Annotated in this window: 12 protein-coding genes and 1 pseudogene; 8 read left to right on the top strand and 5 right to left on the bottom strand. The window is 41.4% G+C overall.

The annotated features are described in order from the left end of the window. Positions 1–28: 28 nt before the first annotated feature. The gene (gene cas3, locus HXY43_RS13075) at positions 29–2,137 is read right to left on the bottom strand and encodes a type I-D CRISPR-associated helicase Cas3' (protein WP_290883617.1); all 2,109 of its coding nucleotides are present in this window, start codon (positions 2,135–2,137) and stop codon (positions 29–31) included. A 97-nt stretch (positions 2,138–2,234) separates the two neighbouring features. Here cas3 and HXY43_RS13070 point away from each other — a divergent pair, with 97 nt between their 5' ends. Together HXY43_RS13070 and HXY43_RS13065 are read left to right on the top strand one after the other, a co-directional pair. Beyond that, on the top strand, positions 2,235–3,116 hold the full coding sequence (locus tag HXY43_RS13070) for a YafY family protein (protein ID WP_290883616.1): 882 nt from the start codon (positions 2,235–2,237) through the stop codon (positions 3,114–3,116). Positions 3,117–3,639: 523 nt separating this feature from the next. Beyond that, on the top strand, positions 3,640–5,226 hold the full coding sequence (locus HXY43_RS13065) for a helix-turn-helix domain-containing protein (RefSeq protein WP_290883615.1): 1,587 nt from the start codon (positions 3,640–3,642) through the stop codon (positions 5,224–5,226). A gap of 545 nt (positions 5,227–5,771) precedes the next feature. Here the strand turns inward: HXY43_RS13065 and HXY43_RS13060 are convergent. After that, a pseudogene (locus HXY43_RS13060) lies at positions 5,772–5,906 on the bottom strand (acetoacetate decarboxylase); the annotation flags it as partial. Between the two features lie 234 nt (positions 5,907–6,140). Beyond that, entirely contained in the window at positions 6,141–8,045 is a 1,905-nt protein-coding gene (gene dnaK, locus HXY43_RS13055; protein WP_290883614.1) for a molecular chaperone DnaK, read from the bottom strand. A gap of 452 nt (positions 8,046–8,497) precedes the next feature. Here dnaK and HXY43_RS13050 point away from each other — a divergent pair, with 452 nt between their 5' ends. Beyond that, positions 8,498–8,626: a hypothetical protein gene (locus tag HXY43_RS13050; RefSeq protein WP_290883613.1), complete on the top strand. Its 129-nt coding sequence runs from the start codon at positions 8,498–8,500 to the stop codon at positions 8,624–8,626. A gap of 242 nt (positions 8,627–8,868) precedes the next feature. Here HXY43_RS13050 and HXY43_RS13045 read toward each other — a convergent pair whose 3' ends face one another. Further along, positions 8,869–10,407: an aminotransferase class I/II-fold pyridoxal phosphate-dependent enzyme gene (locus tag HXY43_RS13045; RefSeq protein WP_290883612.1), complete on the bottom strand. Its 1,539-nt coding sequence runs from the start codon at positions 10,405–10,407 to the stop codon at positions 8,869–8,871. A 115-nt stretch (positions 10,408–10,522) separates the two neighbouring features. Here HXY43_RS13045 and HXY43_RS13040 point away from each other — a divergent pair, with 115 nt between their 5' ends. The 5 genes from HXY43_RS13040 (at position 10,523) to HXY43_RS13020 (ending at position 14,819) form a co-directional block, all read left to right on the top strand. Further along, positions 10,523–10,735: a hypothetical protein gene (locus HXY43_RS13040; protein ID WP_290883611.1), complete on the top strand. Its 213-nt coding sequence runs from the start codon at positions 10,523–10,525 to the stop codon at positions 10,733–10,735. Positions 10,736–10,776: 41 nt separating this feature from the next. Continuing rightward, positions 10,777–11,868, top strand: coding sequence for a redox-regulated ATPase YchF (ychF, locus tag HXY43_RS13035; protein WP_290883610.1), 1,092 nt, complete (start codon positions 10,777–10,779; stop codon positions 11,866–11,868). Between the two features lie 128 nt (positions 11,869–11,996). Further along, entirely contained in the window at positions 11,997–12,149 is a 153-nt protein-coding gene (locus tag HXY43_RS13030) for a hypothetical protein (protein WP_367161481.1), read from the top strand. Positions 12,150–13,062: 913 nt separating this feature from the next. Further along, positions 13,063–13,806, top strand: coding sequence for a tetratricopeptide repeat protein (locus tag HXY43_RS13025; protein ID WP_290883609.1), 744 nt, complete (start codon positions 13,063–13,065; stop codon positions 13,804–13,806). Positions 13,807–13,943: 137 nt separating this feature from the next. Continuing rightward, positions 13,944–14,819 carry an NAD(P)-dependent oxidoreductase gene (locus HXY43_RS13020; protein WP_290883608.1) on the top strand — a complete coding sequence of 292 codons (876 nt, stop codon included), beginning with the start codon at positions 13,944–13,946 and terminating at the stop codon, positions 14,817–14,819. A gap of 228 nt (positions 14,820–15,047) precedes the next feature. Here HXY43_RS13020 and HXY43_RS13015 read toward each other — a convergent pair whose 3' ends face one another. Further along, on the bottom strand, positions 15,048–15,197 hold the full coding sequence (locus HXY43_RS13015; RefSeq protein ID WP_290883607.1) for a hypothetical protein: 150 nt from the start codon (positions 15,195–15,197) through the stop codon (positions 15,048–15,050). Positions 15,198–15,295: the final 98 nt, after the last annotated feature.

Genomic DNA, 15,295 nt, shown 5'->3' with positions numbered 1-15,295 from the left:
AAAGCTTTGCCTCGAAACGCCTATAGTTCTAACATATCCATCCTTCATCATCCTTGGGTTTCCAATGCCAAGTTAGGGTTTCTAACAACAACGCATCCTGTCCAAAGGCTATGGAATACCAGGAACCTCGATTTTCTGGTTCGTTGGTGAGGGGGTAAAGTTGAAAGTGCATTGGTAGTCTGAGGGTAGCGCGTAAATAATTGCGATCGCGATCCGAAATAAAGCACACTAATTTACGCCGACTGACTGCATCACTTATTTTTTGGATACCGTAACCGTGGGGTTGGCAAATCTCCAAATCTTCAAGAACTTGCACTTTACCAGTTTCCGCCAACTTGCGGATATTTCCTGGATAGTAAAAATGCCAATCTTCCCGCACTTCTCGAAAATCTTTTAACTTCAAATAACACAAAGCTTTTTCAAATCTTTTGGTTGTTACCCCTGTTTTTTTCGCTTTTTCCATAAAGCTTTTCTCATCCCACAACTCAAAAATAAAGTTGCTGAGAATACCAGGAAGGTTATACATTTTAAACCTATCCACTTCTGGATCATCAGGATTAGTTAAATCGTAAATTGCACAATCTAATTGACTACTACCCCTAAAGCTCCTCGCCTCATCAATAATTTTTGTTTTCCCTTCATTTTGACAGCGATAAAACTGTCCGTTCATTTGTTTGATACTAATTTCTAACGCTTTTTGAATATCAGCACCAAACTTTTTCGCAACATCGGGATATTTTTCTTTCATATGTGAATTACCTTGCAGCTGAGAGTAAATGTAAGCTGACTGTATCCCACCCCATCGCTTCGGATATCTTTCAAATTCGTTTCTGTCTACCCACGAACTACGAATAGCGTTCGTAAAAGTTATTCGGTCAAAAGTTTCACCCTCCTGTAATGGATGGGATTGCTCTTCAAATAACCTCGCAACTAAAAAATTCGGAATTAATGCATAAGCTTGATAAGTTTCAAATCCTTCATGTCTGCCAAGTCTGCCAAAACGCTGAATAAAATTACCCGCATCCGCAGCTTCAAAAACTAAGAAATTAATCTTAAAATCAACTCCCACATCAATTGTCGAAGTCCCAAGGAGTAAATCAGCTTCTGCAACTGAATCTCTTTTTTCTGTTTCCCCTGTTAATCCCGTATTTTCTCTCACCTGCCATCGCGGTTCAAAAATAGCCTTAAACTTAGGCAATAATTTTTTCACCGCTGCGATCGAATTGAGAATAATTGCACCTTTACTGTTGGGATAGTCCTGGAAAAATTTCAAAATAACTTTTTCAGCATTTTCTGCTAGCCATTCATAACTCGAACGCAAATTCGGTTCCAGTCCTTGAGGAAAGATTAAATTTATTGGCTGACTAATCTGTCGCCAACCTTGATTGTCAGCATCAGCATCAAATTTATATGCACCAACATCTACCGGGTTAATAATTTTTGGTGTTATTCCAGCTTTTTCTAGAAAGCCTTGTAATAATTTATTGGGTGTAGCAGACAGAAATAAAAATTTCTTTGGGTCGTTTGCTGTATTTTTAATTAGCAGGATAGTATTAATTACACTCGCAATCTGTGGAGAGGAAAAGATGTGAAACTCATCGTAAATAAACAGTTTGTATCTCTCATCAATTCGGCGAAATAACCTATCTGGGTTATCTACTTTACCTCGCAGATAGTAGAAATTATGAATGTAGTGAAATAGGTCTGGGTTTGTTAAGAGTATTTCATACAAAGTCGAAATATTATCAAGTCCTTCCAGCTTAGAAGGTAACTTCCCTGTATTTACATAGTCTTCCAAAACCGCTGCTGTGAGGCGTTGTATCTGCGGGTCATACTTTGGCTGAAACTTGTCTTTGTACCCTTGTACCTGTTTTTCTTGATCTCGTGCTAGTTCATTTGTTGGGTACATTGCCAAAGTGTACGTACGATGATTCATTGCTGACAGAAAAGCCGCCAAACTTTTACCATCGCCAGTCATTGCTGTGTTGAAGATGACCTCAATATTTGGATCTTGTAGTGCTTTAAAAGTTTCGACTTGATGCCAAGACAGCGACCAATTCTTAGGTAATTTCAAACCTTCAGGCGTTGACACAGTTTGGGAATATACAGGCTTAAGCGAAATACTGTAATTGGACATATCCTTAAATAGTGTCCGTAAGTTGTTGTTAAATCCTATATTGGCACTCAAAATAGAGATTGACAAGATATGTCCATATAAAAATGTCCGTATAAAAATGAGTCGCAAAGGTCAGTCGATAACACTGTCAGTTTCAGAACGCGATAAAGCCGAGTTAGAAAACCTAGCGCGGGAATTTGGGATGATGTGGGGCGATCGCCCAAACATCTCTAAACTAGTAGAAGCGATCGCACGTCATCAGTTAACCATCGGTAAAAATCACGATTGGTCAGAAACACGCATTAGAGCCTTAGACACAGCGATGCGTGCATTAACCGACATCGGACAAAATGAGCAAGCACAAGAAATTGCTAAACTACTTCTCGAACGCTGTGAACTATCAATACCACTGCGAACTGAAATAGAGCGTTTTTTAGAAAATTTACCTCCACCTTGGCGTTTGGAAATTGATCGTTTTATCCTGCGTCATCAGCCTTTTCAACTTTCTTATCAAGATGCAGCACAGCGTTTGTGGAATTTCACTGTCCGTTACGCCAAAGTTACACCCCACGAAAAACGTCAATACCTCGATTGCTGGTGCGAAGAGACTGAAGGAAATCTAGATATAGAAGAATTACGAAACAACTGGAGTCTGCGTTTAGATAGAATCCAAGACGCCGCTGTCATCCCAATTGCTGGTGAGTGGCGATCGCACTTGGCACAAATAGAGGTAGAAATGCACTTATTTAACGGTTTAGCCTTTGCTTACCAAGCCAAACCAGAAGATATATTCAATGAATGGCTACCAGATACTCCACGGGTGCGGCGAGTAATTAGGCGTGTATCCAGTACCTTTTGGTTTATCCGCGAAGTCATGCAGTATGCGCCAGATTGCGTAATTGTATCACCAGAAAACGTGCGATCGCTTGTCCGTGAAAAACTCAAAACCCTTTGTCAACGATATGATTCAGAGGAGACAGAAGAATTTTGGCGTTGCTGAATAATGGGATGAATGAGGCTGACGCACCAGACACGGGGAACTCACCAGTCCCCACGACATACAAATATGAGTAGAAACCAGAAAAATGTAAACCAATTGACAGAATAATAATTTTTGTTAAATATTAATATTATTAATAATCTAGTTTCAAAGTACCGACCTATATGTTTAAACGTTAGAAATAACAAATACTTGAGTAACAGGTTTTTCTTAAAGGTAAGATATGCGGGCATTACTGAAGATGGAAAAATTAACAAAATTTATCTTTCGCTCGTGATGAACAACTTTATAAAAGTATTTGTGAAATGTATAGATAATCAAGATTTAAATTAGGCTCGGTCAAGTTATTAAGCATAGAATATCTTCCAATTGGATGGTAAGTCCGAAATAGATGTGGGTGGTTAATACGGCAATTCAAATTTATATTTTGCCGAAAGAATGCGGTAGTGAGTGGTGGATCAAGAGGACACATCCAGGGGAGACTTGAGCCAAACATCTCAACGAGTAAAGTGGCAATAGCCTTATGCCTTATACAATTCCTAACAATAGTTGCGTTGGATGTGACAACTGCCGTCCCCAATGTCCTACAGGTGCTATCAAAATCGAGAACGATGAATACTGGATCGATCCGTGTCTTTGCAACAATTGCGAAGGTTATTATCCCGAACCACAATGCGTGATAGCTTGCCCCACAAATTCTCCCATGCCTTGGCATGCAAAAAAAGGGAGATGCAAAGTAGATTTAAGAGAGGTTACTAGTCCAGATTTATTTTCTAATGGAAAGAGTAACCCATTTGCTTCGGCAATTGTGATTTGGGAAGCTTGCAATGTGTTGGCACAACGCACATCGTTACCTTGGCAAAGAGATGAACAAGGAAACCTGTGTTATCATCGCCAAGTTAGTCAGGGTAAGGGAGCGATCGCTTTTCATATTACTAAATCACCCGATAGTAGCGAACCTGTATCAGAGTTAGGGACAATTGCAGCGCTAGATATCAGATCAGCTTGCATTCATTTAATTTTTGCAGCTCATGCTACAGCTTTGGAGCAGCCTTGGCAGCAAGAATTTACTATTGATGAGCGGCAACTTGAGAAATATTTGGGTTTGGAGAAACGCAAAGACTTGAGCAAGAATGTCAAGCTGACTTTAATTAAAAACTTGGTACAGCAAGCTTGCTCACTCGTCATTTCTATTGACTGGCCCCAACAAGGTATAGTCAAGGGGTTTTCTATTAGAGAAAGCCGTTTGTGGCAATTAGTAAAAATTCAGCGCCATTTTCAAGAAGATGAACTCGGGTGTAAATATCTTGTTGGGTTAACCTTTAAAATCAAAGCGGGAACTTGGGCCCAATATTTCTTAAACAAACAAGCATGTAAGGAACGAACTGCATTTTATCAATATGGTAGTTTGCCAAAATCTTTGTTAACCACAGTCATGAGTATTTGGCAGCAACATGAGGGTGCAGCGCGACTAATGCTTTGGTTGCTGTTTAAAACCAAAATGGGTGCTTCCCAACGCATCACAGTTCCTACCTTAATGCGCGTTGCCTATGGTGAGGAGAAAATCACTTTAGCGTGCAGACAAAGAGAAGAACGCAAACGACTATTACGGACTTTTGAACACGATCTAGAAGTCCTCAATCATTATGGTATGAAACCAGTATTTGACCCAGTCACATACCCACCAGCAATACAACCTTTATGGGCAAAACTAGTCGATATTCCTGAAGATCCGGATGAAGCATTAGAATTTTGGATTAATGATGGCAGCAACGGTTCGCGCTTGACAGACATCAGCCCTCGTGGCAAGTGGAATCTGCTGATCAATGCCCGGATTTTGTCTTTCACACTACCACCAGATTGGGAACAGCAACTGGCGGACTCAGAAAAAAAGCAGCGAACTACAAAAAACAAAAGAAAAACCAAAACCACAGGTGATTTACTTGGCGAACAAATTTCGCGGGCACGAAAAAACTTGAATCTCTCGCAAAGAGAATTAGCAAAGCTGGCAGGTAAAAGCCAAAGCTGGATTCGTGACATTGAAAAAGGTCGCCTGAAAGTCAAGTTAGAGGATCAAGTAGTTTTACGTAAAGTTCTGGGTATAGCTTAATTCACTTAATCCCGCTCCTCAGTGTCGTGTCATCTTAGGATTTTTGCTTGTAAAATACCCAGCAGCTAAAATCACATTACTTATTTCCAGGGTCATCGCCGTAAATTTTTCTTCTTTTCTCAGCATTGTTTGTGTCCTCTATGGAGAGAGTGGAGGAAAAGTTGTAATAAATCCCCCACTCTCCCACTCATCCACTTCCCCACTCCTCAAAATACTTTTGCTCGCTCTAGATCCGACTAATGCATAGCACCCTTGGCTCGATCTCAATCAAAATGCGATCGCTTTTTTTGTTACCATCCCTGTTACAGTCCTTTTCAAGAATTAACCCTGGAATCTATAAACATTGAGTAGACCAAAAATTTCTGCGATCGCTCTGAAGAAGTGACTTGCTTCAGCTTATTTTGAATGAGTTTAAGCTTTATCTTCCTAGCGGATAAAATAACTCTTTCAAAGTTCTAGTTTCGGAGAGTGACAGAAGAGGACTATTGGGCGCGTGATTATCTGAAAAATAACCAGAAGGTAAAACAGAGCGATCGCTACCTCTGCACTGTTTTACCAGGCCACACAGTTTTAATTTCTAATTCTTTGGGAATCAGGTGGCGTACGCGGTCAACGTCGAGCAAATGCAAGGTCAGGAGAGCGTAGCCTTTCAGTGTCCAAGGTGCTGATGGGTATCCCATTTTTATTACTTGAATATTGGTAAAATTAATAACTAATTACTGCACAGGTGGTATGCATTGTACGCCTACTAACTATTATTTGACTATCAAATCAAAAAATAACCACCCAAAGGTATACCTTGAGTGGGTTATTGTTAATTACTCATTAGCTGGACTTAGCTTTTTGGTTGTTAGCTACTAACTACTAACTAATGTACAGACGTGCCATGGCACGTCTCTACAACCACTAACTACTTACTTAGACTCAGTGAAATCTGCGTCAATTACATCATCACCACTGCCAGTGGAGGAAGCGCCATCAGAAGTGCCTGTAGGGCCAGCAGAAGGGCCACCACCAGCTTGTTGATAGATATTGCTACCAACAGCGAATAGTGCTTGTTGTAGTTCTGGCATCAGCTTCTTGATTTGCTCGTCGTCTTCTTTGGAAATAGCATCCCGCAGGTCTTTCACCAAACCTTCGACTTTAGTCTTGTCGGCTGCATTGACTTTATCACCCAATTCTTGCAACTGTTTCTCAGCTTGGTATGCCAAGGAGTCAGCTTGGTTTTTGCGGTCAATTTTCTCACGACGTGCTTTGTCTTCTGCCGCATGAGATTCGGCTTCTTTAACCATCCGCTCAACGTCAGATTTATCGAGAGTTGAAGCACCAGTAATGCTGATAGATTGTTCCTTACCTGTACCTTTGTCTTTAGCAGTAACGTTGAGGATACCGTTAGCGTCAATATCAAACACTACTTCGATTTGGGGTACGCCGCGTGGTGCGGGAGGGATACCATCAAGGCGGAAGGTTCCCAGGCTCTTATTATCGCTTGCCATTTCCCGTTCGCCTTGGAGGACGTGAATTTCTACGTTAGTTTGACCATCCACGGCGGTAGAGAAGACTTCTGACTTCTTGGTAGGAATGGTGGTGTTACGGGGAATAATCTTGGTCATCACGCCACCCAAGGTTTCTACACCCAAGGACAGCGGTGTTACATCTAACAGCAAGATGCCAGTGACATCACCAGCAAGCACACCAGCTTGAATTGCTGCACCAACTGCTACCACTTCATCGGGGTTAACGCTTTGGTTTGGTTCTTTGCCCAGCATCCGCTTCACTACATCTTGGACGGCGGGAATACGGGTAGAACCACCCACCAGCACGACTTCATCAATGTCGTTCTTTGTTAACTTCGCATCGCGCAGAGCATTTTCTACAGGAACGCGGCAGCGATCGATTAAATCTGAGCAAAGTTCTTCAAATTTAGCGCGTGTCAGCGTCATATCCAGGTGTTTGGGCCCGTCCTGGGTAGCAGTGATAAATGGCAGGTTGATTTCTGCTTGGGTAACGCTAGAAAGTTCAATCTTGGCTTTTTCTGCGGCTTCAGTCAGACGCTGTAAAGCTTGTCTGTCTTTCCGCAAATCAATACCTTCGTCTTTCTTAAATGCTTCCGCTAAATAGTCAACGATTTTTTTATCAAAGTCATCACCACCAAGGTGGGTATCACCAGAGGTAGCTAACACTTCAAATACACCTTCACCAACTTCGAGGATGGATACGTCGAAAGTACCACCACCAAGGTCAAATACTAGAATGGTTTCGTTGCTCTTTTTGTCAAAGCCGTATGCTAGAGAAGCGGCGGTAGGTTCGTTGATAATCCGCAGCACTTCAATACCGGCTATTTTACCAGCGTCTTTGGTAGCTTGGCGCTGGGAGTCGTTGAAGTAAGCGGGAACGGTAATTACTGCTTGAGTAACGGTTTCACCGATGTATTTGCTAGCGTCTTCTACTAGCTTGCGAAGAACTTGGGCGGAAATTTCTTCTGGCGCGAACTGCTTACTAGCTACAGGACAATCTAATTTAACATTGCCGCTGCTATCCCGCAGTACTTTGTAAGAAACTTCTGTAGCTTCATGAGTAACTTCATCAAAGCGGCGTCCAATGAAGCGTTTTACCGAATAAAAGGTATTTTCGGGGTTCATTACCGCTTGCCGCTTGGCGATTTGGCCCACCAAGCGATCGCCATTCTTGGCAAATGCCACAACTGACGGTGTTGTCCGAAAACCTTCTGCGTTGGCAATAACCGTGGGTTTACCACCTTCCATTACTGCGACGCAGGAGTTTGTCGTACCTAAGTCAATTCCAACTACTTTTGCCATTGTAGGTGCTGGCTCCGTATAACTACAAATGAATGAATGGGAGTATAAAGGGCTAATTTTTGGACTAACTGATTTAATAAAGCAGCTAGTCCAGCATTAATACCTTTGGTTTTACTAGGGTAAAAACCCAAGATTATGCTGATGATATATATACTGAGCCTGTGTAACCAGTCGATGAAGGGTGGTTTTCCGAACCTGATTAAGGACGGTTATGCTTCATGTTTCTAGTTGGCTCATATATTTATTTGCCTTCACTTCGTCTAATGTATGAGAATTAATACTTCTAGAGATTCGGGTGAACCGTAATCTAATGGTGGTGTTTGCCGTCTTTTGTAATGGTGGGTAGTTGGTGGTTAGTCGTAAGTGGGTAGTTATATGGTTTTGGGTTGGTAGTCACGACGATTACGAGAAATTTTTTGGATAGTGCGATCGCAGTTTAATACATTGAATCTGTGCAGCAAGGTGTAGATTTAATTGACCAAGCGATCGCACAGTTGGTAAATGGATATAAAATTATCGAAGAAAATCAGGGCGTTGCTGAATCAAAATATGAATTTACAATTCATATCAAGTCCGGCTAATTCATGTTCATTAAAAACCCTCACCCCCTCTCCCAAGTTGGGAGAGGGGCAGTTCTTGTGAGGGCAGATACGATAACTAATCAAACGGATTTGATATTACGGATGTGTAGAGACGTAGCATTGCTACGTCTCTACTACAGAAACGTATACAAACATAATTCATAACCAAATTCAGCAACGCCAAAATCAGTTAGCGATCGCACAGTAAGTGATGGGTAGGGGTGTGATCGCATTAGCTCTCATCACCTATGTTGATAGTATGAGTGCTGATAAGGTTTAGCCTTGACAACCTTAAGTGTTTTTAGGTTAGCATCCGCACAACCGCTGATAAATCCACCCATTGCTTGAATGTGTTGCAGATATTCCAATGCGGGTTTAATAATAACTTCTCCCGGCATTAATACGGGAATTCCTGGGGGATAAGGACAAACAATTTCGGCACAAATGCTTTCCGTAGTTTCTTGGATGGGTAATGTTTCTGTTGTGGCGAAAAAAGCTTCACGGGGCGAGATACGCATGGAATCCCCGATTTTAAAAAGATCATTACATAAAACCTCACCCCCAAACCCCCTCTCCTTCAAAGGAGAGGGGGCTAGTTTGGTAAAAGCTTGTACCAGCTGCTCAATATCATCCTGGGTATTGCCCAAGCTGATGATAAAGGTGAGATGTTGCAGCGATGCAAATTCCGCTGTTACACCAAATTGTTGGTCGAGAATTTCTTCTGCGGCAAAGCCAGTCAAACCTAAACCAGAGACATTGACGGTTAGGCGTGTTTGATCGAGGGCGACAAAACCAGGTGATCCCATAGCGCTTACAGTTCCAGTTCCCCTTAGCGGGGAGGGGTTAGGGGTGGGGTTTAAAACCCATAATCCCGGAATTTGTGCAATCCGCCTTCTTGCCTCATCCGCAAGTTGCAGCGTGCGGGATATCAATTCTTTGCCATGCAGCGCCATTTGTTGACGTGCTGCATCCAAGGAAGCTAGAAGTACATAACTGGGACTGGTAGATTGTACTAGTTGCAACGCTTTACTGAGGCGATCGCGATCTATTCTTTCACCTTGAATATGCAGCATCGACGCTTGAGTCATAGCACCCAGGGTTTTATGAATGGATTGTACGGTTAAATCTGCGCCTGCTTGCAAGGCAGGGGTGGGTAGTTGGGGATGAAAGGCAAAGTGTGCGCCGTGGGCTTCGTCTACGAGTAAAGGGATATTATATTGGTGGGTAATTTGAGCGATCGCGTTTACATCTCCACAAACACCGTAGTAGGTAGGATAAACCATCATCACTGCTTTAGCGTCGGGATGCTGTTCTAGTGCTGCTTTTACGGCGGTGGGGGTAATGCTGTGGGCAATATCTAAAACTGAGTCGTATTCTGGATTGACAAAAACTGGCATAGCACCAGAGAGAATTAATCCTGCGATCGCTGAGGAATGAACATTACGCGGCAGAATGATTTTATCGCCAGTGCCGCAGGTGGCGAGAATAGCCGCCTCGATTCCACAAGTAGAACCATTGACAAGAAACCAAGTATGTGATGCACCGAAGGCTTCCGCTGCTAGCTGTTGTGCTTGTTGGATAACACCGCTAGGTGCAAAGAGATTATCCAACTCTGTTAATTCTGGTAAATCGGCACGAAATACGGCTTTGCCGAAAACATCAACTAACTTCGGGGAAATTCCCACACCCTGTTTATGTCCTGGAGTGTAAAAAGATGCATGGGGACGTTCTGCACAGACTTTTAAGGTGTCTAGTAAAGGTGTTTGATTTTGATTGAGCATTTTACGACCATAGATGGACACAGATAAATTATCTAGATGTAACTAATTGGGAAGATGTCGGCACAGTTGCTTGTCATCTAGGTTGGAAAAGTCGAATAATTTAAAAAGACTTACCATGATTTATCCCAATCCCGATCCTCTACCTAACGAACCACAAATTCCCGACCCAGAACCGAATCCTTTACCACGTCCTGAACCAACACCAGGCCCAACAATTCCCCAACCAATACCACAACCTGTACCTGGGCCAGTTCCTCAAACAGTTCCCGGCCCGATTCCCCAGACAGTTCCCGAGCCAATTCCCCAAACAATCCCCGAACCTGTTTAAAATTAATTTCGTCTAGTTGAACTCAAAACCCAAAATCTAAAATGCTGAGAGCCGGGATTGTCGGACTTCCCAACGTTGGAAAATCTACGTTATTCAACGCTTTGGTTGCTAATGCTAAGGCAGAAGCTGCTAACTTTCCTTTTTGTACGATTGAACCGAATGTCGGCGTTGTTGCAGTGCCAGACGAGCGGTTAAATGTTTTAGGTAAGATTTCCAATTCGGCACAAATTATCCCGGCGCGCGTTGAATTTGTGGATATTGCCGGTTTGGTTAAAGGTGCAAGTCAGGGTGAGGGACTAGGGAACCAATTTTTGTCCCATATCCGGGAAGTAGATGCCATTGTTCATGTGGTGCGTTGTTTTGAAAATGATGACATTATCCACGTTGCTGGTTCGGTCGATCCAGCGCGTGACATTGAAACTATCAATCTGGAGCTTGGTTTAGCTGACTTGGCGCAAATCGAGCGCCGTATTGAACGCACCCGCAAACAAGCTCGTGCTAGCAAAGAAGCGCAGTTTGAATTAACAGTACTGGAAAAATTAGCTGCGGCATTAAATGAAGGAAAATCGGTGCGGCAACTTACTTTAACAGAAGAAGAAGCAGCAGTAATTAAACCATTGGGATTGCTGACTGAGAAACCAATAATTTATGCTGCCAATGTTTCTGAAGATGAATTGGCAACGGGTAATGAATACGTAGAAAGAGTGCGGCAGATTGCAGCAACTGAAAATGCTCAAGTTGTTGTAGTTTCCGCACAAGTGGAAGCAGAATTAATTGAATTAGCAGAAGAAGAAAGAGCAGATTTTTTGGCATCTTTAGGTGTAGAAGAAGGTGGTTTGAAATCATTAATTCGTGCCACTTATACACTTTTAGGATTGCGTACTTATTTCACGTCTGGTGAGAAAGAAACTCGCGCCTGGACAATTAAAGCGGGAATGGTAGCACCGCAAGCAGCAGGTGTGATTCACAGTGATTTTGAACGCGGATTTATTCGCGCTGAAACTGTTGCTTATGATGATTTAGTGGCAGCTGGTTCTATGAATGCTGCTAAGGAAAAAGGCTTAGTTCGCAGTGAAGGAAAAGATTACGTCGTGAAGGAAGGCGATGTGATGCTATTCCGGTTCAATGTGTAAAGTTAGTAGTTAGTAGTTAGTGGTTGTAGAGACGTGCCATGGCACGTCTCTACATTGGTTAGTAGTTAGTGGTTAGTGGTTAATAAATAATTTATAAATGGTCTCTAATTCCCAATAACGAGCAAGTGATGCAATCCCGCTATTCTGTGGCCTTTTTCTGTCATCCCAATGACGATACGGAAATTGCTTGTCTTGGCAGTTGTCAAGGAGAGCACCCCCCCATTTATCCACCTATCTTAGCAGGAGAATATCTTCTCAATCGTTTACAAGCAACTTACTGATTGTGCATCTTCTTAAATGCTAAAGAAAATCTTATTTATTTCAGATGTATTTTCTGACTTTAAATAATATTTAATAATTCCTCAATCCAATTATTTTGAAAGTTATTTATTCATTTACAAATAAATCACCAGTCACTCGATTTTGGATGCGTGGATTTGTGATGCATGGATTGACGAGGCACGGGTGGCTCTCATAGCGTCGCCACATAGAGTGCCGTCCCACGATTGAAATTGGGGGCTTTGAGTAATGATTGCACTCTCGTTTTTGTTTTCCATAAATGAATAATGGTGGTTTAAACCTTTTATTTTAGATTTCAGATTTTGACTTTAATCCAAAATCCAAAATCTAAAATATAAAATTGTCTCGGTCAGAGTTTACTCTAGGAAATTGTACATGAGATCCAAGAAACGCGATTTCTAATGCCTTTGGATTTTCACAACTAAAAAGGGTTGATTCTACTATGAAAAATTGAATAACAGGTAAGAATCAAGTCAATAACATCATTTAAACAGACAATAACTCTACTATTTGGCATCAAGGTTGCCACTCATAAATTTCATTCATAAGAATAATGATAAAAAGCTATATTCATTGGTCAGCCCAACTTCTGACTTGTTTTCAAAATAGACACTCAGGGCATTTGCCCACGATCAACACATAAAAATCTCAGCTTTTGTACGTAGCTTTTTACTGGTTGATTTTCAATATAACCTCACAAAGAAAACAATAAATAAAATATAAAATCTGTATAGCATGATACAATTGTCTAAATTTAGAATTTAATTATATTTAGTCTCTAAATATATTTTTTGCTAAATTCAATCCATTTCAATGATATTGTACTAAATACAGATTTACAGTTTTTAAAGAACCAAAACTGTTTTCAGATTCAGGTAGTGAGTTTTGTAAAAAATGGTGTCCTGGCGTTGTTTTGTAGCTTCTGGCTTTATAACTGTGTTCATATTAGGCTGTGGTGATTGGGCAAACTCAGCAGGCAAACATAGCAGTCAAATCGTGCAAGAAACCAATGTAGCTCAGTTGCTTTCAGAAGCACAGATAGCACAAAAGGCAGAAGATTTTTTTAATCAAGGTTATCATTTGTTAAATTCCCATCGCTATGAAGATGCTATAGCGGCTTTTGACAAAGCTACTGCCATTAAACCCCAGCTTGCGGAAGCATGGATTAACCGAGGTAATGCATTAACAGCTTTGCAACGCTATCAAGAAGCCTTAGCATCATATGACCACGCGATCGCCCTTGAGCCTGACAGAGATGAAGCGTGGTATAACCGAGGCAATACCCTAAGTACGCTGCAACGGTACAAGCAAGCGCTAACATCATACGACAAAGCGATCGCCATCAAATCTACCAAGTATGAAGCTTGGATTAACCGAGGAATTGCACTCACAAAATTGCAACGCTACAAACAAGCGCTGGCATCATACGATCAAGCGATCGCCATTAAGCCAGATAAAGATTTAGCATATTACAACAAAGCTTGTACCTATGCTCTCATGAATAATGTGGAATTAGCAGTTGAGAACTTGCGAAAAGCAAAAAAGCTTGTTCCCGGTAAGTATGAAAAATTAGCTAAAACCGATACAGATTTTAACAAAGTGCGTGATGATGTCCGTTTTCAAGAATTACTACAATAAAGGAAGAAGTAATTAGTAAAAACAGATAACATCCTATTATCCCCGGTAAGTTTAGAGATGGCGATCGCAGAAATTTATGAAGGTGTAAAATTATAATCTTGATGTAATTATCTGCCTCTACAGATTCTAAATTGAAGATGCGAAAAATATTAATTACTGGGGCAAGTGGATTTTTAGGTTGGCATCTTTGCCAACTCATCAAGCCACAATGGGAAGTGTATGGAACGTACTTTACTCATGCAGTGGAAATTCCAGATATAAAAATGCTGAAAGTCAATTTGACAGACTTTCAGGAACTTCAGCAAATCTTTCGTGAAATTCAGCCAACAGCAGTAATTCATACAGCTGCCCAATCACAACCAAATTATTGTCAAAATTATCCTGAACAATCCCATGCAATTAATGTCACAGCCTCCTGTAATATTGCTGGATTGTGTGCGGATAATTCTATCCCTTGCGTTTTTACCTCCACAGACCTCGTTTTTGATGGTTTAAATTCTCCCTATCGAGAAACAGATACCGTATGTCCTGTTAACAGATACGGTGAACAAAAAGTGATGGCAGAAGTAGGAATGTTAGAACGCTATCCCATGACTGCTGTGTGTAGAATGCCGTTAATGTTTGGTGCAGCAGCACCTACTGCCACCAGCTTTATGCAGCCATTCATGCAAACTCTGAAAGAGGGCAAACAGCTAAATCTATTTATAGATGAATTTCGCACACCAGTAAGTGGAACTACTGCTGCCAAAGGACTCTTATTAGCATTAGAAAAAGTTAACGGCATAATTCACTTAGGTGGGAAAGAAAGGATTTCTCGCTATGATTTTGGAAGTTTATTAGTAGAAGTATTTCAACTCCCCACTACTGGGCTAAAAGCTTGTCGTCAACAAGATGTAAAAATGGCTGCACCTAGACCTAGTGATGTTTCTTTGGATAGTTCTAAAGCTTTTGCATTGGGGTATGCGCCGCTATCATTGCGGGAAGAATTAGAAAAATTAGTCATTAGTCATTAGTCATTAGTCATTAGTCAAGAGTTAGTAGTTAGTGGTTAGTGGTTGTTAACTATGCCCAATGCCCGATGCCCACTCCCTATCTCCTCTACTCCCCCATTCTCCATGTAACCGCAATAAATATGCCATTTTGGCAACTTTTCCCAATAGATACGGGTAACGTATAGATATATGCCGTCCTTTAGCGAATTGCTAAAACCTCCTCCCCCGGTAGCTAGCTACCGGGGTCTTTCATTTAAATGCGATCGCCTCCACAGTACCAGTGCTTCCAGAAAGATTTTTTGCTTGCTGAGGATTTAAACCAGCAATCGCTAGCTTTAACGTTCGATGTTTGCAAGCAGTCTCATGAGCAAGAATTAGGGCGTTGCTGAATTTGGTCATGAATTATGTTTGCATACATTTTTGTAGCTCGATGCCAAATCATTGTAGAGACGTAGCATTGCTACGTCTCTACATACCCGTGAATTGTAAATTCATAT

The sequence above is a fragment of the Fischerella sp. genome, from assembly GCF_013388695.1.
Lineage (GTDB): Bacteria > Cyanobacteriota > Cyanobacteriia > Cyanobacteriales > Nostocaceae > PCC9605.
The sequence above is the reverse complement of the archived record's forward strand: the minus strand, read 5'-3'. Positions and strand labels throughout refer to the sequence as shown.